This is a genomic window from Bacillus sp. Bwzl_19 (assembly GCF_054900515.1).
Window position 1 is genome coordinate 2670001 of record NZ_CM142729.1, and the last position, 20162, is coordinate 2690162.

19 protein-coding genes, 1 tRNA gene, 1 rRNA gene, 1 pseudogene and 1 riboswitch (1 of these 23 running past the window's edge) are annotated in these 20162 nt (G+C 44.5%); of the genes and pseudogenes, 8 read left to right on the plus strand and 14 right to left on the minus strand.

The features are described from left to right. A 16S ribosomal RNA gene (locus ACW5MY_RS14210) occupies nt 1–617 on the minus strand (it extends 932 nt beyond the left edge of the window). A 366-nt stretch (nt 618–983) separates the two neighbouring features. Beyond that, nucleotides 984–1084: riboswitch (TPP riboswitch) on the plus strand. A 98-nt stretch (nt 1085–1182) separates the two neighbouring features. Between ACW5MY_RS14210 and thiT the strand changes: the two genes are divergently transcribed. Continuing rightward, on the plus strand, nt 1183–1764 hold the full coding sequence (gene thiT, locus ACW5MY_RS14215) for an energy-coupled thiamine transporter ThiT (RefSeq protein ID WP_014470856.1): 582 nt from the start codon (nt 1183–1185) through the stop codon (nt 1762–1764). Nucleotides 1765–1795: 31 nt separating this feature from the next. Here the strand turns inward: thiT and ACW5MY_RS14220 are convergent, their stop codons facing one another. Both ACW5MY_RS14220 and ACW5MY_RS14225 read right to left on the minus strand, forming a co-directional pair. Next, nucleotides 1796–3325, minus strand: a complete 1530-nt coding sequence (locus ACW5MY_RS14220; RefSeq protein ID WP_013353294.1) for a flotillin family protein — start codon at nt 3323–3325, stop codon at nt 1796–1798. Nucleotides 3326–3344: 19 nt separating this feature from the next. Then, complete coding sequence (locus ACW5MY_RS14225) at nt 3345–3875, minus strand: NfeD family protein (protein ID WP_013353295.1); 531 nt, start codon at nt 3873–3875, stop codon at nt 3345–3347. A gap of 146 nt (nt 3876–4021) precedes the next feature. Between ACW5MY_RS14225 and ACW5MY_RS14230 the strand changes: the two genes are divergently transcribed. Next, the gene (locus ACW5MY_RS14230) at nt 4022–4510 is read left to right on the plus strand and encodes a DinB family protein (RefSeq protein WP_013353296.1); all 489 of its coding nucleotides are present in this window, start codon (nt 4022–4024) and stop codon (nt 4508–4510) included. Nucleotide 4511: 1 nt separating this feature from the next. Here ACW5MY_RS14230 and ACW5MY_RS14235 read toward each other — a convergent pair whose 3' ends face one another. The 3 genes from ACW5MY_RS14235 to betB form a co-directional block, all read right to left on the minus strand. Further along, nucleotides 4512–5093 (minus strand): MOSC domain-containing protein, encoded by a 582-nt coding sequence (locus ACW5MY_RS14235; RefSeq protein ID WP_013353297.1) that lies wholly within the window; start codon nt 5091–5093, stop codon nt 4512–4514. 70 nt (nt 5094–5163) lie between these two features. Continuing rightward, nucleotides 5164–6372: a choline dehydrogenase gene (gbsB, locus tag ACW5MY_RS14240; protein WP_013353298.1), complete on the minus strand. Its 1209-nt coding sequence runs from the start codon at nt 6370–6372 to the stop codon at nt 5164–5166. Between the two features lie 17 nt (nt 6373–6389). Next, the gene (gene betB / locus ACW5MY_RS14245; protein WP_013353299.1) at nt 6390–7862 is read right to left on the minus strand and encodes a betaine-aldehyde dehydrogenase; all 1473 of its coding nucleotides are present in this window, start codon (nt 7860–7862) and stop codon (nt 6390–6392) included. 200 nt (nt 7863–8062) lie between these two features. On the opposite strand from betB, the gene cudC reads away from it, so the two are divergent. The 3 genes from cudC (at nt 8063) to ACW5MY_RS14260 (ending at nt 10161) form a co-directional block, all read left to right on the plus strand. Beyond that, nucleotides 8063–8623 (plus strand): choline uptake/conversion transcriptional regulator CudC, encoded by a 561-nt coding sequence (gene cudC / locus ACW5MY_RS14250; protein ID WP_013353300.1) that lies wholly within the window; start codon nt 8063–8065, stop codon nt 8621–8623. A 166-nt stretch (nt 8624–8789) separates the two neighbouring features. Beyond that, nucleotides 8790–9329, plus strand: a complete 540-nt coding sequence (bslA, locus tag ACW5MY_RS14255) for a biofilm surface layer hydrophobin BslA (RefSeq protein WP_014470857.1) — start codon at nt 8790–8792, stop codon at nt 9327–9329. 163 nt (nt 9330–9492) lie between these two features. Next, nucleotides 9493–10161, plus strand: a complete 669-nt coding sequence (locus ACW5MY_RS14260) for a potassium channel family protein (protein ID WP_013353302.1) — start codon at nt 9493–9495, stop codon at nt 10159–10161. Between the two features lie 24 nt (nt 10162–10185). On the opposite strand, the gene ACW5MY_RS14265 is transcribed toward ACW5MY_RS14260, so the two are convergent. After that, entirely contained in the window at nt 10186–11031 is an 846-nt protein-coding gene (locus tag ACW5MY_RS14265) for a glucosaminidase domain-containing protein (protein ID WP_462061620.1), read from the minus strand. A gap of 139 nt (nt 11032–11170) precedes the next feature. Continuing rightward, nucleotides 11171–12346 (minus strand): NO-inducible flavohemoprotein, encoded by a 1176-nt coding sequence (hmpA, locus tag ACW5MY_RS14270; protein ID WP_013353304.1) that lies wholly within the window; start codon nt 12344–12346, stop codon nt 11171–11173. A gap of 215 nt (nt 12347–12561) precedes the next feature. On the opposite strand from hmpA, the pseudogene ACW5MY_RS14275 reads away from it, so the two are divergent. Next, nucleotides 12562–13202, plus strand: a pseudogene (locus ACW5MY_RS14275) (cupin domain-containing protein). Between the two features lie 59 nt (nt 13203–13261). Here the strand turns inward: ACW5MY_RS14275 and ACW5MY_RS14280 are convergent. Both ACW5MY_RS14280 and ACW5MY_RS14285 read right to left on the minus strand, forming a co-directional pair. After that, nucleotides 13262–13585, minus strand: a complete 324-nt coding sequence (locus tag ACW5MY_RS14280; protein WP_013353306.1) for a hypothetical protein — start codon at nt 13583–13585, stop codon at nt 13262–13264. A 692-nt stretch (nt 13586–14277) separates the two neighbouring features. Beyond that, on the minus strand, nt 14278–15408 hold the full coding sequence (locus ACW5MY_RS14285) for a Rap family tetratricopeptide repeat protein (protein ID WP_289393849.1): 1131 nt from the start codon (nt 15406–15408) through the stop codon (nt 14278–14280). A 387-nt stretch (nt 15409–15795) separates the two neighbouring features. Between ACW5MY_RS14285 and ACW5MY_RS14290 the strand changes: the two genes are divergently transcribed. Beyond that, nucleotides 15796–15999 (plus strand): hypothetical protein, encoded by a 204-nt coding sequence (locus ACW5MY_RS14290; RefSeq protein ID WP_014470862.1) that lies wholly within the window; start codon nt 15796–15798, stop codon nt 15997–15999. 119 nt (nt 16000–16118) lie between these two features. On the opposite strand, the gene ACW5MY_RS14295 is transcribed toward ACW5MY_RS14290, so the two are convergent. The 3 genes from ACW5MY_RS14295 to ACW5MY_RS14305 all read right to left on the minus strand — a co-directional run bounded on the left by ACW5MY_RS14295 (nt 16119) and on the right by ACW5MY_RS14305 (nt 18400). Continuing rightward, a tRNA-Ala gene (locus ACW5MY_RS14295) sits at nt 16119–16191 on the minus strand. A gap of 126 nt (nt 16192–16317) precedes the next feature. After that, entirely contained in the window at nt 16318–17148 is an 831-nt protein-coding gene (locus ACW5MY_RS14300; protein WP_038463014.1) for an undecaprenyl-diphosphate phosphatase, read from the minus strand. 91 nt (nt 17149–17239) lie between these two features. Beyond that, on the minus strand, nt 17240–18400 hold the full coding sequence (locus tag ACW5MY_RS14305) for an AI-2E family transporter (protein ID WP_013353344.1): 1161 nt from the start codon (nt 18398–18400) through the stop codon (nt 17240–17242). Between the two features lie 178 nt (nt 18401–18578). Between ACW5MY_RS14305 and ACW5MY_RS14310 the strand changes: the two genes are divergently transcribed. Beyond that, nucleotides 18579–19565 carry a Gfo/Idh/MocA family protein gene (locus ACW5MY_RS14310; RefSeq protein ID WP_013353345.1) on the plus strand — a complete coding sequence of 329 codons (987 nt, stop codon included), beginning with the start codon at nt 18579–18581 and terminating at the stop codon, nt 19563–19565. 31 nt (nt 19566–19596) lie between these two features. Here ACW5MY_RS14310 and ACW5MY_RS14315 read toward each other — a convergent pair whose 3' ends face one another. Continuing rightward, nucleotides 19597–20121, minus strand: a complete 525-nt coding sequence (locus ACW5MY_RS14315) for a type 1 glutamine amidotransferase domain-containing protein (protein WP_013353346.1) — start codon at nt 20119–20121, stop codon at nt 19597–19599. Between the last annotated feature and the right edge of the window lie 41 nt (nt 20122–20162).

Sequence of the window (20162 nt, forward strand, 5' to 3'; positions counted from 1 at the left end):
GCTTTCACATCAGACTTAAGAAACCGCCTGCGAGCCCTTTACGCCCAATAATTCCGGACAACGCTTGCCACCTACGTATTACCGCGGCTGCTGGCACGTAGTTAGCCGTGGCTTTCTGGTTAGGTACCGTCAAGGTGCCGCCCTATTTGAACGGCACTTGTTCTTCCCTAACAACAGAGCTTTACGATCCGAAAACCTTCATCACTCACGCGGCGTTGCTCCGTCAGACTTTCGTCCATTGCGGAAGATTCCCTACTGCTGCCTCCCGTAGGAGTCTGGGCCGTGTCTCAGTCCCAGTGTGGCCGATCACCCTCTCAGGTCGGCTACGCATCGTCGCCTTGGTGAGCCGTTACCTCACCAACTAGCTAATGCGCCGCGGGTCCATCTGTAAGTGGTAGCCGAAGCCACCTTTTATGTTTGAACCATGCGGTTCAAACAAGATCCGGTATTAGCCCCGGTTTCCCGGAGTTATCCCAGTCTTACAGGCAGGTTACCCACGTGTTACTCACCCGTCCGCCGCTAACATCAGGGAGCAAGCTCCCATCTGTCCGCTCGACTTGCATGTATTAGGCACGCCGCCAGCGTTCGTCCTGAGCCAGGATCAAACTCTCCGATAGATAGTTTGACTGACTACGCACATCGCTGTGCGATTTATTTAAAACTTTGAATTAACAGGTACGTTTTGTCTTGTTTAGTTTTCAAAGATCATTACCGCTTGTTGAAGCAGCTTTATTAGCTTACCACTCAGCTTCTTTTATGTCAACAACTTTTTTCAAGTTGTTTTCGAAGCTTTTTGTTTTTGTCTGCTGTTCATCAGCGACGTTTAATAATATAACACCCTTTTGAAAATATGACAATAGTTTTTTTAAAAAAAGTCACCATTTATTTTCTTTCATACTTATTTCTGTTTCTCTTCTATAGAAAGATAAGCCGCCTTGTGGTTTGGCATATTTTCTAGTATAGTAAGATTGAACTAAATACTTGATGACCACAAGGGGAGCATTAAAGCTGAGAGTGAACGTTTTGTTCTGACCCTTTGAACCTGTTAGTTAACGCTGGCGTAGGGATGTGGCAAAGCCAAATGAATTGCAGTTTTGTAAGCAGCGCGCGGACCTTTTCCCATCCTTCCCCGCGCTGCTTTTTTGTTTATCCTTGAACGGTTGTCTGACCAGGGGGAAAACTATGAATCATTCAGCACAGCTTGTGCGCTTAATTGAAATAGCGATTATGACTGGAGCCGCCGTCATTCTGGACATTGTGTCAGGTATGTTTCTTCGGATGCCTCAAGGCGGTTCAGTCTCTATTATGATGATTCCGATTTTTTTGATTTCATTCCGCTGGGGAGTGAAAGCCGGACTTACGACAGGCCTTTTAACAGGGATTGTCCAAATCGCCATTGGCAATTTATTTTTACAGCACCCGGTGCAGCTATTTCTCGATTATATCGCGGCGTTTGCGGTTCTCGGTTTCAGCGGCTTGTTTGCTTCCGGTGTCCGCGAATCGGCATTAGCTAAAAAAAGAGGCGCCTTAACTGCGTATGTTATAGGCGGCGTTTTTATCGGCAGTGTGCTGCGATATGCGGCACATACGGTTTCCGGAGCGGTCTTTTTCGGAAGCTATGCTCCGAAAGGCACGCCGGTCTGGATTTATTCGCTCGTCTACAACGCGACTTATATGATTCCTTCTTTTATCCTTTCGGCCATTGTCCTTATTTTATTATTCATGACGGCTCCGCGGCTTCTTGAATCCAAGCGGGCGAACTGAAACAGCAGGCGGGTGTACGCCTGCTGTTTTTTTATTCAGGACTGTGTTCTTCTTTTGAATCTCTGAGTTCTTTAGTAAGTTCATTTATGCTTTGTTTAATGTTTCCTTTGCCTGAAAAATTCTCAATAAGCTCTTTTACATCGATTCCGGAAGATGCTTTCAGGCTTTCCTGAAGACCGGCCATCAAATTGGTTGCGTAACCTGTGACTTTATTTGCTCCGCCGTTTTCACCGCTTCCTCCTGTATCAACGACGGTAATTTTATCAATGTTGGAAAGAGGAGCTGAGACTTGCTTCGCATATTCAGGCAGCATCTTCACAATCATATCAAGGATTGCGGCTTTTCCGTATTTTTCGAAAGCTTCGGCGATTTTTTCTTTAGCTTCCGCTTCCGCGAGACCTTTCAGGCGGATAACTTCCGCTTCGGTTTCCCCTCTCGCCTTTTCAGCCTCCGCTTTAGCAAGACCGTCAATTCTCACGCGTTCGGCTTCCGCTTTAGCCATCGCTTCGATACTGTATTGCTCGGCATCCGCTTCTGCGAGCTGCTTCGCTTTTGCGGCTGCGGCCGCTTGTTCTACCGAATAACGGTCAGCATCGGCCTTTTTCTTCACTTCAGAGTCATATTGGCGCTCACGGCGCAGAATTTCTTTTTCTTCCAACTCAATTTGCTTTTGCCGCTCAATAATTTTAATTTGCATTTCCTGCTCTGTCACCTGCTGGCGGGCTTTTGCAGTTTCGAGGTCATATGCCTGGTCGGCATTGGCTTTTGCTGTGTCTTGCTCTCTTCTGTATTCCGCCATTTTCAGCTGATTGATTTTCTCCGCTTCAGCTATTTCCGTCGCCCGCTCCAGCTCTGATTTTTTTGCGTCTTTATCAGCCGCCGCGCGTTTGATTCTCGTCTCTTTATCCGCTTCTGCCGTGGCAATGTCCGCATCCCGCTTGACTTGGGCAATTCTCGGCTTACCTAATGATTCAAGATAGCCGTTTTTATCGCGGACATCTTTAATCGTAAAGGAAACGATGATCAGCCCCATTTTAGCAAGATCCTGAGACGCGACCCGCTGGACTTCCTGAGAAAACTTTTCCCTGTTTTTATAAATCTCTTCAACAGTCATAGAGCCGAGGATTGAACGCAGATGGCCTTCAAGCACCTCCCGCGCCTCCTGTTCACGGTCTTCTTTAGATTTTCCTAAAAATTGTTCAGCGGCTGTTGCGATTTCACCGATGGAGCCGCCGATTTTTATAATGGCGGTGCCGTCTGCCATTACCGGCACACCTTGTTCTGTATAAACCTCGGGTGTAGAGACATCTAGTTTGCTTGACAGTAAGCTGAGAGGTTCTGCCTGCTGGAATACCGGCAGCACGAACGTTCCTCCGCCCCGGACGATTTTCAGGCGATTTCCGCCTTCATCAATGTGGACATTCTTACTTCCCAAATAACTCCCGGTCACGATGAGGGCTTCGTCCGGCCCCGCCGTCCGGTACTTCGTGATAAATACAGCAATAAGTGCGATAAGTAAAAAGAATACGATTCCGATGACGATGATAATCGGCATAGTCATATTAGTTCCTCCTTAGAAATCAGATTGGTTCATGCGGCGTCACAAAAAGCACTCCGTCTTTCACGTCAATGACTAATACGGCCGTTCCGTACTTGATCTGTTCTTGATCAAAGCTGACCGCAGATTTAGAAATGGCGCCCCCGATTCCTTCTATTATCACTTCTCCATAGCCGCCTTTCGGAACGGAAGTAATGACCCTGCCGACTCTGCCCTTTAAATCCGTCTCCCGATAAACGAGCGATTCTTCCGCTGATGAAAGCGGCACAAGGACGAAGAAGTGAAGCAGGCTGACCAAAAGAACTGAAAGAGCAAATGAAAGTAATGCAATGACAGGACTTGAAAGCGGAGCGGCGATTTCGCCGATGTAACCTGAGGCTGAAAAGATTGTCAAAAACGACAATATCAATGTTGGATTTAAAAATGTAACTGGAATGGCTTCCGAGAGGCCGTGAAAAACATCTTGAAAAAACAGAATCAAAAGCGTGAGGCTCCCCGCAATAATCAGTGTGTAAAGATAGATCGTTTCAAGCGGCAGATGAAATATGTCCATATACTATCCTCCTTTCGGCCCGGATGTCGGAGTGTTACTTTATATACGGGCGGAAAGGAGAATGGTTTCAATTTTCTAACAATAGAGGCTGATTACATGATTATCCAAGGCCGATATGATATGTTTACTCCAGAGGAGGAGATAGGATGAGTATTTTTAATGAAGCCAGACAGCAGACCTGGGAAGAACTGAAAGGACTCTCTGATGAGGAATTCAACCAAAAGCCCGCAGCTGATGAGTGGAGCATCCGGGAAGTCCTTGACCATTTAAAGAAAATTGACGAAACAGCACAGACTCTTTTATCGAAGCATGCAAAAGACGCACCGTTAAAAGAAATTGAAGAAAAACCGATGGAGTTTATCGAGGACAGAACAAATAAACGGCCGGCTCCGTCACACCTCGAACCTGAGCAAAACCGAATATCAGTCATTGAAGCAAAACAAGAATTAGATACGGCAAGACAGCAGCTGACCGCCGTTATTTCATCATTAAACGAGGAAGACTTTAAACGTGTGCTTCCGCATCCCGTTTTTCAAGAACTGACGATCCGCCAGTGGATTGATTTTATCGGTCATCATGAAATGCGTCACATCAATCAAATAGAAGAAATCAAACAAAAAATCGAGAAGGTCTGAGTCAGACCTTCTCGATTTTTTTCTTGACGCGTTTCGGTTCATAAGAATGAATGTCGACCGGATCACCCGTGCATATGTCCCCCGGCCGTTCAACAATACAGACAATCCCTCTTCTGCCTATCGCGTGCCTTACAAACGCCGCAGCGAGTTTTGGCTGATCCGGATAAAAGGATTGAATGACTTCTCCGGGCTGAATGCACGGGTCATTTTCTCCCTCGCACAACAGAGACGCACCGCTTGGAAATATGATTCTGTTTCCTTCTTTAAGCGACGTTAGTGCAGAAAAACCGCTGATTGCGATATTCGCGCCAAGCCATTCGGGAAAGATATGAGAAATCCCCATGGCCTCCGCAATGTCATCACATTCCTCCATGGACACGATTGAAATTTGTCTCCGGTTAAAAATTTCCGTTCCTCTTTGATACATGGGCTCACGCGCGCCGGCTTTTTTCGTCAGTCCGAAATGCAGGTCACCGGGAAACCCGCCGTATTCCGCCCGAAGCTTGTCCATCTTTTTGGTAACAAATTGTTCCGTATCCGCTATATATACGCCTTCCGTCTTTGCTGTTATGCGCTTCCACACAGCCATCACCGCCTTTTTCTTGACATTATCCTTAAAAAACCCCGCTCTGTAAAGGAGCGGGATTCATTTATTATACTGTTTTCGGTGTTAAGTCAAAGCAGCGTTTGTAAATCCAGTTGTATGCTTTCTCATTCAAATCTCTTGGGTTTCCGAATGTTTGCGGATCTTTCATCGCTTCTTTTGATAAACGCTCAATCATGTCCGGAGATACGCCTTGTTCTTCTAAGCTCGGAACCTCTAAATCTTTTACGAGGTCATACATCCAATTAACAGACGCTTTGGCCGCTTCTTCGGTTGTCATTTTGCTTGTATCGATTCCGAATGCTTGGGCGATGCGGGCGAATTTATCCGGATATCCTTTCCAGTTGTATTCCATTACCGGTCCCATCATAGCAGCGACACATTGTCCGTGAGCGACAGGGATGATGCCGCCGAGCGTCTGGCTCATTGCATGCGCCGCGCCTGCTGATTCACTGCCGTATGAAAGTCCGGCAAGCATCGCCGCCTGCGCCATGCCGTATCTCGCCTCCAAATCTTCTCCGTCCGCAAACGCGCGCTTAATATAATGCGCCGCATATTCAATGGCCATTAAAGCCACGGCATCAGTGATCGGCTGCGCGAATTTCATCGTATAGCACTCGATGGCATGCGCGAGGGCATCAATACCTGTCATGGCCGTCACATGCGGAGGCATAGATGTGTGAAGCTCAGGGTCAATGACCGTTAAATGCGCGGCGATTAGCGGTCCGCCCGTATTGAATTTAAATTCTCTTTCCTCGTCTGTAATGACCGCCCATTGCGTAACCTCTGAACCTGTTCCGGCAGTCGTCGGAATCGTTGTCAGCGGAGGAATACGGTTTTCCAGCGGTTTTTTGCCTTCCGCGGCTTCATAATCAAGCACGCTTCCTTCGTGTGTCGCTTCTACTCCGATCGCTTTCGCCGTATCCATCGAGCTTCCGCCGCCGACAGCCACAAGACCGTTGCAGTTTTCTTTTTTATACAGTTCAGATCCTTCGTTCACAAGTCGTACAGGCGGATTCGGCTCCACTTTGTTAAACAGGACGACTTCAATGCCCGCTTCCTGCAAGGATTCAATGACCGGGTTTGCCACCCCCGCGTTATAAATTCCGGGGTCTGTTACGAGCAGCGCTTTTGTGACGCCAAGCGCTCTGACTTCTTTTCCCGCGTGCTGAATCGCGCCGATTCCGTGTTTAATAACTGTCGGGATTTCAAATGTATGGAATTTATGCATGCTTTCTACTTTCATATTTAATGTCATATTGTATCTCCTCCTTATTATGCTTTAAACCAGTTAACCGCTGCAGGTTTTGTGTTGCGGTAAATATGTTTGACTTCCGTGTATTCTTCCAGGCCGATTTTGCCGAGTTCGCGGCCGAAGCCCGATTGTTTGTACCCGCCCCACGGCGCTTGCGCGAAATACGGGTGGAAATCATTGATCCATACCGTTCCCATCCGCAGTTTTTGAGCTACTCGTTCGCATTTTTCAATATCCTTTGACCATACCGCCCCGGCCAGCCCGTAAATGGTATCGTTGGCCAGTCTGATCACCTCTTCTTCAGAAGAAAATGACTCGACTGTTAAAACGGGACCGAAGATCTCCTCTTGGACAATCCGCATATCAGACTTGCAGTTTGAAAAAATAGTAGGTTCATAGAAGAAACCGTTCTGAAGGGCGGGATCATCAGGACGTTTGCCGCCTGTTTCCAGCTTTGCCCCTTCTTCGATTCCGATTTCTACGTATTTTTCAACTTTGGCCCGATGCTCGGCGGAAATCAGCGGACCGCTTTCCGTATCTTCATGAAAACCGTTTCCTAATTTGATGCGTTTCGTACGCTTGATCAGCTCGGCTAAAAATTCATCATGAATCGCTTCATCCACTAAAAGCCGGGAGCCTGCCGAACAAACTTGGCCGGCATGGAAAAACACGGCGTTCAGCGCTTGATCTGCAGCTGTTTCAAGATCAGCGTCTTGGAACACGATATTCGGATTCTTGCCGCCAAGCTCCAGAGCAATCTTTTTCACGTTGCCGCTTGCCGCCTGCATAATTTTTTTGCCTGTTTCAATTCCGCCCGTAAAGGACACCAAATCGACGTCTAGGTTTCTCGCCAGCTCGTCACCGACAGAGGCGCCCGGTCCAAGCACAAGATTGGCGGCTCCCTTTGGAATACCGGCTTCTTCTATTAATTGAAAGACTTTAATGGTTGTCAGCGGAGTAATCTCGCTCGGCTTTAAAACGATCGTATTACCGGCCGCAAGAGCAGGAGCGATTTTCCAGCTCGCCTGAAGGAGCGGATAGTTCCACGGCGTAATTTGTCCGCACACGCCGATGGGCTCTCTGACGATTTTACTTACGGAATCAGGAATCGGAGATGAGATGACCTCGCCCCCGTCTTTATCCGCCAAACCGGCATAATACTGAAATACATTTGCGATATCATCCATATCAGCTTTGCTTTCTTCGATTGTTTTTCCTGTATCAAGCGATTCCAGCTCAGCTAATTCGTTCAGATCACGTCTGATTAATTCCGCAATTTTCAGAACAAACTGGCCGCGTTCCAGCCCGGAAAGCACCGGCCACTCCCCTTCATCAAATGCTTTTCTGGCTGCGGCGATGGCTTTCACCGCATCGTCCCGGTCTCCTTCACATACCGTTGCAATTTCTTCTTGATTAAATGGATTGATGATACGGCGGGTCTGCTTTTTTTCTGCACTGATCCATTCACCGCCGATATAAAGCGTTTTGCTCATGAGAGTCCTCCTTACCGAAAAGTAAGTTTGTTAAATAAAAATTTAATGTTTTTAACAATGTTAATTTAACACATGTTTTTTGACCTGTCAAAACCGGGCTTGTCCGTTTAGGTTTTGACATTTTGTCATGATTCGTTAAGATTAAAAACATAAAGAAATGACTTAACAAATTTAATCTTCAAGAGGAAAAGAGGGACAGTATGGATGAAAATCCAGAATTCGCAGCTATAGAACAAGCAAGGGATCTTGTCATTGATTCCATTGCCGAGACGATGGATCTTTACGGAATCACCCGGAGTGTCGGGATTTTATACGGAACGATGTATATGAGAGATGAAATGACGCTTGACGAAATGCGTGAGGAACTGCAGATGAGCAAACCGAGTATGAGCACCGGCGTCAAAAAACTGCAGGATTTAAATGTGGTCAAAAAAACCTTTCACCGCGGCACACGGAAGCATACGTTTGTAGCGGAAAAGGATTTCTTTACGTTTTTCACGAATTTCTTCCCGCCAAAATGGGATCGGGAAGTTCAGGTAAATCTGTCCGCCATCGTACAGGCCCAGGCGGATTTGCAGGCTGTTTTGCTGGCAGAGGAAGGCAGCACGGAATTACAGGAAGAAGCACGCCGGTTATACGATCAGCTTGAAAGCTCAAAGGCCTATTATCATTGGCTGAAGCGGCTTGCCGAATCGGTGCAGAGCGGAGAGATTTTTAAATTTATTCCGATAGAGACGGAAGAAAAAACGCCTGAATCGTAACCAGGCGTTTTTTCTTCGTCATTTTTCGACGTGATTTGATTATTTTCGGGAAAACATAGGAAGATAACCCCATTTACTTCCATTAAAATTGATGGTAAATTTTTATAGGTATGATCGTTCTTTTTTAAGAACAATCAACAAATTTTTTTTAGGGGGATTTATGAAAATGAAACACAAGTTTTTCTCAACTGTCATGGCAAGTTTATTCGGCTTGGTTTTACTTCTTTCTCTGCCGACAGCGTCATTCGCCGCTGAGTCAAGTTCAACCGTTCACGAGCCGGAAATGTCCACAAAGGCGACTGCTACATTATTTGCAAAATATACAGGTGCCAGCCAGCAGGAATGGTCATTTTCTGATATCGAATTGACGTACCGCCCGAACACGATTCTGAGCTTAGGCGTTATGGAATTTACCCTTCCAAGCGGATTTACGGCTACAACAAAAGATACAGTAAACGGACACGCTTTGCGTGAAAGACAGATTCTGAATAACGGCAAAACAGTCAGACTTCCGTTAAACATTGATTTAATCGGCGCGGCGGAATTTAAGCTTTCTCTTAATAATAAAACGCTGCCTGCTGCAGGTACATATAAGTTCCGCGCAGAAAATAAATCATTAAGCATAGGCTCTAAATTCTATGCTGAGGACACAATTGTTGTTCAAAAACGCAGCACACCGCCGACACAGCCTTGCAACTGCAAATAATTGCGGAAACGGACCGGCACAAGCCCATCGCTTGTCAGCCGGTCTTTTTTTTGTGCTGTTTTCTTTCTTCCGGCTCTCACATTGACAAACCTTTGAAACAGGAGTACATTCTTGTTTGTTGTATTTGGAGTGACGAAAACAGTTTCTTAAGGAGTTATGAGGATTGGGAAGAATCAAAAATAAACAATTTGCCGTCATCGGGCTCGGCCGTTTCGGCGGAAGCATCTGCAAAGAGCTTTTTAAAATGGGGCATGAGGTGCTGGCCATCGATATCAGCGAAGAGCGGGTCAACGCATACTCCTCTTATGCCACGCATGCCGTGCGGGCGAATGCGACAGAAGAAAGCGAGCTTCATTCGCTCGGAATCAGAAATTTTGAATATGTCATCGTGGCAATCGGCGCCAACATTCAGGCAAGCACGCTGACGACGCTGTTATTGAAGGAACTGAACATCCCTAATATTTGGGTGAAAGCGCAAAATTATTATCATCACAAAGTACTTGAAAAAATCGGCGCTGATCGTATTATCCATCCGGAAAAGGATATGGGTGTGAAGATTGCGCTAAGCCTTTCGGATGAAAACGTCTTAAATTATATTGATTTGTCAGATGAATACAGCATCGTGGAGCTTTCAGCCACGAAAAAGCTGCATTTAAAATCCATTCTGGAGCTCGGCGTCCGGGCCAGGTTCGGCTGCACCATTCTTGCCGTGAAACATAATGGAGACATTCAGCTGACCCCTTCTCCGGAGACTGTCATCCGCGAATGTGACTGCCTTGTGCTGATGGGACATAAACGTGATATTAAAAGATTTGAAACTGAAGGAATGTAAAAAAGCCGGCGGCCGCCGGCTTTTTTACATTCCTTCATTTAACTGGACGGCCGTTTGGTCAACCCAGCCGATCAGCTCGTCTTTCACCTGAAATTGATACCAGACGGATTCTCCGTTTTGCTTTTCGGATACGACTTTAATATGCTGGCCGGTAAACTTTTGCGCCGATGCCAGTTTAATAGAATGCTGCTCTTTCGACGGCTTGGACCATACGTCTTCAATGGCGTGGTCTTTGATGGCGCCTTTCATATCAACTGCTTTAAGAGAGGCATTGATTTTGTCAAATTCATTCAACTTATATGTTTCTATGACATCTTTAAGTTTTTCCGCATAGTCGGGATCTGTGGCGTAGCCGGATTTTTGAAGGGCAGCCGCCGCAGTTTTATAATCGTCCGCTTCTATGACGGGTTTATACTTCTTTTTATTCCAAGACGTTCCGTTAACAAATAGTTTGGCGTGGTCATCCATGGATTCAAAGAACGTGTTGTATTTACGGAATTTTGCCCGAATCGTTTTCCGTTTTCCCTTTTCAAATTCATCCGTTTTCATCGTGACGTGTTTTCCTTTATAATCACCTTTTACACCGAACAGATTGCGCGCTTTCCCCGCAAGCTCACTGTTCCCCCAATCCGATTCGAGAATGGCCTGTGCGAGGGTGATGCTCGGAAGGACATGATATTTCTCATATAAAATCTGAGCATGCCCGGAAAGGCTGTCAATAAAGACCTGCTGCCCGTCCACTTCTTCTGGCGGTTTTTCTTCCGTCACTATGAATTTCGAAAACACCATAGATATCAAAAATAATCCGAATATAAGAGATACAGCAAAAAGGCACCCCAGCACCCTTTTGGTCTTAGCTTTCTTTTTCATATCAACCTTCCTTTAATTCCGGAATCACTAGATTTATAATTTTACTGTTCATTGATGAAAATTTCAATAAAATAGGGAAAAAGACGGAGAAAGAACACATTGTGCAAATAAAAAAGACCCCCAAAGAGGAGTCTTTTTATTAAGCCATGCTCAGCTGAGGGCCGAACAATTCATATTGAACGGAATCAGAGTCAAACCCGAGCGCAAGAATCATGTCTTTCATCTGCGTCATAAACGAGGCTGAGCCGCATAAGTAAAATTCAGTATCTTGATTCAGGTGAAGCTGTTCTAAGAAGCTTTGATCAATCCGGCCGCTGTAAAAAGGCTTGTCTACTGAGCGGTCTTGTTCTGACGGCTCACTGTATACATACATGACGTTACTATTCGGATTGTTCGCCGCAGCTTGCTCAGCCTCTTCACGGAACGCGGCGTACTCTCCGTTTTTCGCCGCATGAATAAAAGTAATGGAACGCTCCGGCTGTTTTTCGGCGGCTGTTTTCAGCATGCTCATCATCGGCGTGATTCCGGAACCGGCACTGAGAAGGACAGCCGGTTTTTTGGCGGAAGACAGCTTGAAATCTCCGGCGGGTGCGCTCACTTCAAGTTTATCTCCTTCTTGAACTTCATTGTGGAGATGAGAAGAAACCGCTCCGTCCTTTTTCACAGAAATCCGATATTCGCCTTTTTGGGAAGCATCAGACAGGCTGTATTGGCGAATGTGCGTATAAGAAGAATCCGCAATGCGCACTTTAATGCTGATATATTGTCCCGCTTCATATTCAGGAAGCGAAGAACCGTCACTCGGTTTAATATAAAATGATGTAATGTCTTTGCTTTCTTTCGTTTTCTTTATAACCGTAAATTCTTTATATCCCTGCCATCCGGCCTCATGGTACATATCCTTTTCAATGCCGATGAAAGCCTCCGCAATTACGCCGTACGCTTTTTCCCACGCCTGCATAATATCAGGAGTTGCGGCATCCTGCAGCACATCCTTAATCGCCAGAAGCAGATATTTTCCGACAATCGGATAATGTTCCGGCTTTACCCCGATGCTTGTATGTTTATGGCCGATCTGTCTGACCGCCGGAATGATTTGCTCTAATTGATCAATATTCGCCGCAGCCGCAATGACTGCATTTGCCAATGCCGCGCGCTGAGTCTGTTTCTTTTGGTTAGTTTGGTTAAACATATTTAACAGTTCGGGATGATCTTGAAACATCAGGTTATAAAAGCGTCCGGTGATGTTTTCTCCATGTGTTTTTAATACGGGTACTGTGCTTTTGATGATGTCTATCGTTCTCTCATCCAGCATGTTAATCCTCAACCCTTCTAAAGATGTATTTTTAATATATCTTTATAGTAAGAGATATTTCGAAAAAAGATATATCTAAAATGAATCTTTAAAAAAGCCGTCACAATATTGTGTTCAATTTGGAATTTATGGGTTCTGGTTCCTTTTCTTCACCCGCTGAAACAGGGATACATATACTTGGAAATATACGTTTTAAGATGAAAGCAGGGGATCGCATGGTTTCTTATATGGATTACACGTCTCCTAATACACAGTTCACTTACGATGTGAATGAGAGCCGTTTTTTTACTAAAGATCATCGGAACTTTATCAATGTATTGGGGATTAAACAGTTAAACACGCTTGAAAATATTTCATTATTAGATATCTTTCTGAGCAAGACAAATGTGATTGAACCGCATACCCATCAAAACGCCGCTGAATTGGTGTACTGTATTTCGGGTTCCGCAACGGTGTCGATGCTGAATCGTTCACCCAGAAAATACAAAATTACCCGATTACCCCCGGACAAGTGGCGAATGTTCCGCAGGGGTGGTGGCATTATGAGATCGCCACTTCAGACAAAACCCATCTTTTAGCCAGATTTGACGCCCATACGCCTGAAGTGATTTACGGCTCGGATATTCTCCGTCTGACGCCGCCTGAGATTATGGCGCATACGTACTGTCTGAATGAGCATGAATGGGAAAAAGCCGTTTCACCGATCCGCAAATCAACTGTGATAGGTCCGGATCAATACTGCGGGCAATCTGAAAACACGGATATTTACGATATGAATAAGCCTTATCAGCCAAATACGCATTATCCGAACGATCCGTATCGATATTATCCTCAGCCGTTATATTGGAGATATTAAGGGGGGCGCATCCCTCTTTGACAAAAAAGCCCTTCTCATTAGAGAAGGGCTTTTGATCATTACGGTCCGGTTCCGCAGCTTACTTTGTACATACCTTCGGGTAATTTTTTCGAATAACATAATTGCGGCGTCTGCCCGGTTTCATCTTTCCAATCGAACCAATTTACATAATAAAGATTCCCCGCCTCATTGTCGTCTTCTTCTTTATGAAGAATCGCAAAGTAACTTTGATACGGATATCCTTTTTTATAAATTTCATGCCTGATTGCTCCTTTTTCTGAAGCAGACGTGAAGACGACAGGAGAAAGAACCGGAAGCGCCGTTAGAAAAAAAAGCGCCAGCACTGCTGAAAGAGATAATATAAGATGGATTTTCTTTTTCATTTTTCTCTGATTCCTTTATTTCGTAATGGAGAAGTATATAGAGGCTGCTGCAGAGGGTTGAAGACCTTAAATCAGCTTCTGTTGCTTTTCATTCTCCCCCCTTCCTTAAAACCCGCAAAAAAAGAATAAAGACACAGACTAAATAATTCTTTTTTCCTTCCAACCTCACACTATTATACCGGATTACACTTTCCTCCGTGGTAACATTTAGTCTGAATTCATTATGAAAGGATATAATCATGACAGTTTTTTCGAAGCACACCCCCTGCTTGCGCAAAGCAGCGCGCGCGTGCCGGATGGTCAATCTAACGAACTCTCCCATGCCCTAAGGCGATTATTTGAAAAGCGGAAAAATCGAAGACGTTATCTTGCTTGATCTGTTTTCAAATGAAAAAAAGCCTTTTCCGAAGAAAAGGCCTAATATATTCATGTTTGAAGGCGATCAGAAGCTACTTGGATCGTATCTTGTGCTTGTTTTTCTACTGAGTTCATACCCAACCCACATACTAAAGTCAATGACAGACCCAGGACGACGAAGACGCTCTTTTTAAAATTCATACAGGCACTCTCCTTCTTAGGTTTGATTACGATCAGATGAAACTTGATATGATCCATCAAATGAAACAGCCGATGCCGTTAGACCGACCCCTGACATTAAAACAACAGCCGACACAATGATAAATACGCCTTTTCTAAAATTCATACAGGCATTCTCCCCTCTGAATTTGTTTTTGCGTTTGAATCATTTTTTGATGATAAATATATGATTTGTCATATTGCTTTGACTCTGCATAAACAGCAGCCGTATCAAGAGCAATATCTTCTACATACGAATAGTTTTTATTTTTCTCAAGGTAATCAATTGTTTTTTTGATTCCCATTTGGTCTATTGCGTTAATGTATAAAGCCTCCAAATATTTTTGCAGAGATTCAAACAGCTTATCCCCTTGATATATAGCTGATGAAAGTCCTTTTTTGCTGATTTGAATCGCCTCGCTTGTTTTCCCTTGTTTAAATAGAAGCTTTGCGTATGTAAACAAGGAATGCGGAAGGTTGCCCAATTTATACTTTTCAGAAATCTCCGCTGCTTTTTTTAAGTAGATTTCAGCTTTACTGTATTCTTCTAAGTCTCCGTAATTCTTTCCTATGTTGTAATAACCAGAACTGAGCAGCCTTTCATTATTGTTTACTTGTTTCGACAACTCTAAAGCTTTTTCTAAATGCGGCAAACTTTTTTCATAACGTTTAAAGTCAACATAATTCCCAGATATGACGAACAGACATTGAATTTTCCGGACTTTATACAACTCATACTGATCGTAAATATCGAGCGCTTGCTTTACGTGATGCATGGAGACGTGGCTTTGTTTCATACCGTAATATGCTTCAGCCAGTTTAAAATGAAACTCCGCTCTCTCAATTTCATCATGCACATGAATGAGTTGTTTTTCAGCCTCTCTATAAAAGCCGATCGCCTTTACATACTGCTTCTGATCAAATTCATACATGCCGCGAAAAAATAAAGAATAATAGCACAGCAGGCCGGAAATGCCTTTATTTGATGCTTCGATTTTTTCCAGCAACTCGTCGATTGTCGGTCGGACTCTGACAGTTACCGGCTCTAAATAATCAAGCATGAGTTGATGGCGGAATTTCATGAGAGAATAATATATTAGTAAATACTCGTCTTCTTCCATCTCGTTTATCTCTTGTTCCACTTCCGCTTTCAAAATCTCCGCATCCGGAACACTGAACTGACGTATCATTTTGTACCATTCATTAATCTTAACGCCAACCTCCGATGATGGTAAAACAGGACTCACAAGGCCACTCCTCCTTTTATATAATATTCTAACATTTCCAAATTATGTTTAAACGAAAAAAAACCGCAATTTGTTTCGGTTTACCGTGAATATGATCATAGTTTTGTTGGATAAAGAAAAACTCGTTTCTTATACCATTAGACAAGTTATAGGTTACCTATTATTACATAACTGTTTGAAATAACCATTCTGTTTGCGATAATAAAACTAATGTATGGGGAATATAAATAGGGAGGGGATAAGGATGTGACATTTTAAAATGAGTCTTACTTTATCACTCAAATGTTTTGAGCTCTAAGAAAATGTGTACTTTGGTTAGGCGTTTATAAGTAGACTCTCTACAAGTCTACTTTATTTTTTTCTCATAAATAAACGAGGTGAAAATCAATGGATGGTATAGAATTTTTAGAGAATATGACACGACTTGGAGTAATCATTTTGGTGTTTTCCGGCTATGCTGTTTATTGGAAATTAGGTAAAGCAAAAAGAGAGCGAGGGCTTACAAAATTTGAGGCTTGTCTTAGGTTCTCTGTAATGTTTGGCATAATAGCATGGGGGGTTTCGACTCTTGCTTTGAGTTTATGGTCATAATCTTTTTTGTCGATATAAATTTTCGTCCCCAAATTGTCCCCAACTACTTTTTTGGGTTATTGGCTCTGCTGTGTTCCAGACAAATAAAAAAACCCTTATAAAATAAGGGTTTAAAGGTATGGAGCCAAGGGGGCTCGAACCCCTGACCTCTACGCTGCCAGCGTAGCGCTCTCCCAGCTGAGCTATGGCCCCGTGCGGTAACGTCATGTTTTATTATAGACGAGTTTTCTTTAAATTTCAAGCCGGAAATTCAGTTTGCCTACATTTTTATGAGATGTTTTTCAAACATAAAAAAAGACCCTCGAGGGGCCTCTTCGGTTATCGGACCAACATGATTAAAATAATGCCGAGGATAACACGGTAAATGGCGAACGGGACAAGCTTAATCCGATTAATAAGCCGAAGAAAGAATTTGACGACTAAGAGAGCAACGACAAAGGCGCAGATAAAACCGACAAGAAAAAACGGAATCATGTCAGGAGAAAGACTGCTCCAGTATTTCACCAGCTTCAGAAGGCTTGCGCCCGCCATAATCGGAATAGCCATAATAAATGTGAAGTCTGCGGCTGCCCGGTGATTCAAGCCGAGAATGACACCTCCGGCAATTGTTGAGCCTGAGCGGGAAAAGCCGGGCCACAAGGCGAGACATTGGAATAACCCGACACAGAAAGCCTGTTTGTAGGTAATTCTGTCTACTGTATCGATCGTTTCTTTCCTTTTATTGATCCAGTCTGCAATCAGCATAAGCACGGCTCCGGCAATTAATCCGTAAGCGACCGTTCTGACGGAAAATAAGTAGCGGTCAATGAAATCCTCAAATAAAAAGCCGAGAACCGCCGCCGGAACAAGACCGACAGCAATTTGCGCGATGGTCAGCCTGTATCCCTTCTGCTGATCGCGCGTCACGTTTTTTTTGAGGCCGAGTAAATTTAATATCCGATCCTTAAATACAATAGCCACCGCTAAGATCGAACCGAGCTGGATCACCACTTTGAAGGAATTGGCGGCTTCCGGATTCATCAGGCTTCCGGATTTCAGCCAGATGTCATCCGCTATGATCATATGTCCCGTGGAAGAAACCGGCGCGTATTCCGTCAGCCCTTCCACGATTCCCAAAACGGCTGCTGTGAACATCTCCCATAGTGTCATCCTATTCTTCCCTTCATTCGTCATTTACAAAAGAGAAGCTCTCCTTTAAAGGAAAGCCTGTCTTATAATAAATATCATGTCCGTTCCGATTTTATGACTTCGATACAGCATCATTTTTTTCTTCTTCATATAAATGCGAGCGCATTTTGAACCAATCAAACAGATGGGTTGTGACCACTTTGATGACCGCATACCCCGGGATGGCTAAAATAATGCCGACAACCCCGAACAGCTTTCCGGCGGTTAAAAGAACAAAGATGATGGTAATCGGGTGAATGTGAAGATTTTTCCCCATGATCTGCGGAGAGATTAATTTTCCTTCCACGAGCTGGACAACGGTCCAGACAATCGCAAGCTTCAGCAGCATAAGGGGCGACGTGACCAAAGCGATAATAATCGCCGGCGTGATGGCAATGGTCGGCCCTAAATACGGAACAACGCTCGTACAAGCGGCAATGACCGCAAGCAGGGATGCATAATCAAGTCCGATAATCAGATAGCCGATAAATAATAAAAATCCGATGCAGAAGCTGACGATGATCTGCCCTCTGATATAAGAGCTTAATCTGTGGTTCATTTCGCTCAGCATCGTATACGTTTGTTCTTTCAGACGGGTAGGCACAAACTTTAATATATAAAACGGCAGTTTTTTGCCGTCTTTCAGCAAATAGAACAGAATAAACGGAACAGTCACAATTGAAATGATCACTTCCGTCAGCGCGCCGATAAAATTCCCGACCCCGGTAAATGTGCTGTTTGCAATTGTCGCCGCCTGCGCCGATACTTTATTTGCAAGATCGGAAATGTTGATATTCATCGTCTTTTGCGCCTGATTTACAAAATCGCTTCCGATCAGGCTTTTCGTCTGATCTTCAACAATATCCACATATTTCGGCAGGTTGTCGATCAGGCTCATAATCTGTTCCTTTAAAAACGGAATAATTGAAACGATCGTAATCGAAATCAGACCTATTATAATGAGGTAAAGGAGCAGGATGGAATACACTCTTTTCACTCTTAATTTTTCCAATATATCTACGATCGGATTGAGCAGATAATAAACAATTCCTGTCAAAATGACGGGGAGCGCAATTGTTTTGAGCAGGACGATAATGGGTGTGAAAATAAATGATGTCTTCGTAAAGACAAGGATATTGAGACCGATGAGCAGCAATACAAGCAAAAACAAGACAAATTTATTGTCCAAGAAAAACTGTTTAAATCTGCCGCCCCATGTTTGCAATGTTTCCACTATTGTTCCTCCATCATATGTATTTTACCTAAATTGTACACTATCGTTCCTGTAATGAAAAATAATAACCGGCCTCTATGGGAATTTTTCCTATATCTTTGCCGGGCAGTCTTTTTTCATTTATGTTTCTGTGAAAAACAGCTATAATGTAAGCCAATACATAGAAGGAGCGATAGCAATGATTCGATTTGCAACAGTCGGAACGAATTGGATTACAGAACGATTTCTGGAGGCGGCTTCTGCTATTGATGATTTTCAATTAACGGCGGTTTATTCCAGAACTGAGGAACGTGCGGCGGAGTTTGCCGGCAAACACGGCGCTGCTCATTATTTCACCAGCCTAAAAGAAATGGCAGAAAGCGAAGCTTATGACGCGGTGTATCTCGCCAGCCCGAATGCATTTCATAAAGAACAGGCGATCCTTTTTATGGAACACGGCAAGCATGTGCTGTGCGAAAAACCGTTTGCGTCTAACGCAAGGGAAACGGAAGACATGATTCACGCAGCTAAAGCGAACGGCGTTCTTTTGATGGAAGCCATGAAAACGACGTTCCTGCCGAACTTCAGCATGCTTCAAAACCACTTACATAAAATCGGGCCCATCAGAAGATTCACGGCAAGCTACTGCCAATATTCATCACGATATGATGCATATAAAAACGGAACGGTGCTTAACGCGTTTAAACCTGAACTATCGAACGGATCGTTAATGGACATCGGCGTGTACTGTATTTATCCGGCCGTCGTCCTGTTCGGCAAACCGAAAGACGTCATTGCGACCGGTCACAAATTATCATCCGGCGTTGACGGCGAAGGCACGGTTATTCTGTCATATGACGGATTTGAAGCGGTGCTGATGCATTCAAAAATCTCAAATTCGTTTGCCCCGGCGGAAATACAGGGTGAAGACGGCACAATCGTACTGGACAGCATTCACGGGCCGGAACGGGCGGAAATCCGCTATCGTGACGGACGCACGGAGGACATTTCCGTCCCTGATTCGAAACCGCCGATGTATTACGAAACGGCAGAATTCATCAATCTTCTTCGAAACGGACAGCAGGAGTCTTCCGAAAATACCTTTGAGCGTTCTTTCATTACGGCAAGCATTATGGAAGAAGCAAGAAAACAAATCGGAATTGTCTTCCCTGCCGATCAAAACTAAAAACCTCCGCCCGGCTTCGGGCGGAGGTTTTTTATTTGGATGCTAAGAGATCAGCGAACGCTTTTGCATAATGCGGAAGGTCAGGCGGACGGCGGCTTGATACAATGTGGCCGTCAGTTACGACAGCTTCATCCAGCCACTGTGCCCCCGCGTTTGTCATGTCATCTTTGATGCCGGGCGTACTCGTTACTTTTTTCCCTGCGAGAATTCCGGCCGATATGAGCACCCAGCCCGCGTGGCAGATCTGGCCGATCGGCTTTTTCTGCTCATTCATCGTACGGATGATGTCCAAAACTTCCGGATATCTTCTCAGTTTGTCAGGAGCCCAGCCGCCAGGCACGAGCACAGCATCATACTCCTGGATAATCAGGCTCTTAAAATCGTAATCCGCTGTCGCGGGCACGCCGTATTTTCCTTTGTATGAACGGCCGGCTTCTTCTCCTATTAAATGAACGATCGCGCCCTCCTCCCGCAGCCGGTAGACCGGGTACCAAAGCTCTAAGTCTTCAAAGTCGTCACTGACAAGCGCTATGACTTTCTTGCCTTCTAATCTCATCACTGCCACTCCCTTCTTTTATGTAAGTGTATCGCTTTTTT

Bases quoted from the DNA above. Each gene is read 5' to 3' on its own strand.
- thiT (WP_014470856.1), top strand. From the start codon at position 1,183: ATGAATCATTCAGCACAGCTTGTGCGCTTAATTGAAATAGCGATTATG.
- ACW5MY_RS14220 (WP_013353294.1), bottom strand. From the start codon at position 3,325: ATGACTATGCCGATTATCATCGTCATCGGAATCGTATTCTTTTTACTT.
- ACW5MY_RS14225 (WP_013353295.1), bottom strand. From the start codon at position 3,875: ATGGACATATTTCATCTGCCGCTTGAAACGATCTATCTTTACACACTG.
- ACW5MY_RS14230 (WP_013353296.1), top strand. From the start codon at position 4,022: ATGAGTATTTTTAATGAAGCCAGACAGCAGACCTGGGAAGAACTGAAA.
- gbsB (WP_013353298.1), bottom strand. From the start codon at position 6,372: ATGACATTAAATATGAAAGTAGAAAGCATGCATAAATTCCATACATTT.
- betB (WP_013353299.1), bottom strand. From the start codon at position 7,862: ATGAGCAAAACGCTTTATATCGGCGGTGAATGGATCAGTGCAGAAAAA.
- cudC (WP_013353300.1), top strand. From the start codon at position 8,063: ATGGATGAAAATCCAGAATTCGCAGCTATAGAACAAGCAAGGGATCTT.
- bslA (WP_014470857.1), top strand. From the start codon at position 8,790: ATGAAACACAAGTTTTTCTCAACTGTCATGGCAAGTTTATTCGGCTTG.
- ACW5MY_RS14265 (WP_462061620.1), bottom strand. From the start codon at position 11,031: ATGAAAAAGAAAGCTAAGACCAAAAGGGTGCTGGGGTGCCTTTTTGCT.
- hmpA (WP_013353304.1), bottom strand. From the start codon at position 12,346: ATGCTGGATGAGAGAACGATAGACATCATCAAAAGCACAGTACCCGTA.
- ACW5MY_RS14280 (WP_013353306.1), bottom strand. From the start codon at position 13,585: ATGAAAAAGAAAATCCATCTTATATTATCTCTTTCAGCAGTGCTGGCG.
- ACW5MY_RS14290 (WP_014470862.1), top strand. From the start codon at position 15,796: ATGGATGGTATAGAATTTTTAGAGAATATGACACGACTTGGAGTAATC.
- ACW5MY_RS14300 (WP_038463014.1), bottom strand. From the start codon at position 17,148: ATGACACTATGGGAGATGTTCACAGCAGCCGTTTTGGGAATCGTGGAA.
- ACW5MY_RS14310 (WP_013353345.1), top strand. From the start codon at position 18,579: ATGATTCGATTTGCAACAGTCGGAACGAATTGGATTACAGAACGATTT.
- ACW5MY_RS14315 (WP_013353346.1), bottom strand. From the start codon at position 20,121: ATGAGATTAGAAGGCAAGAAAGTCATAGCGCTTGTCAGTGACGACTTT.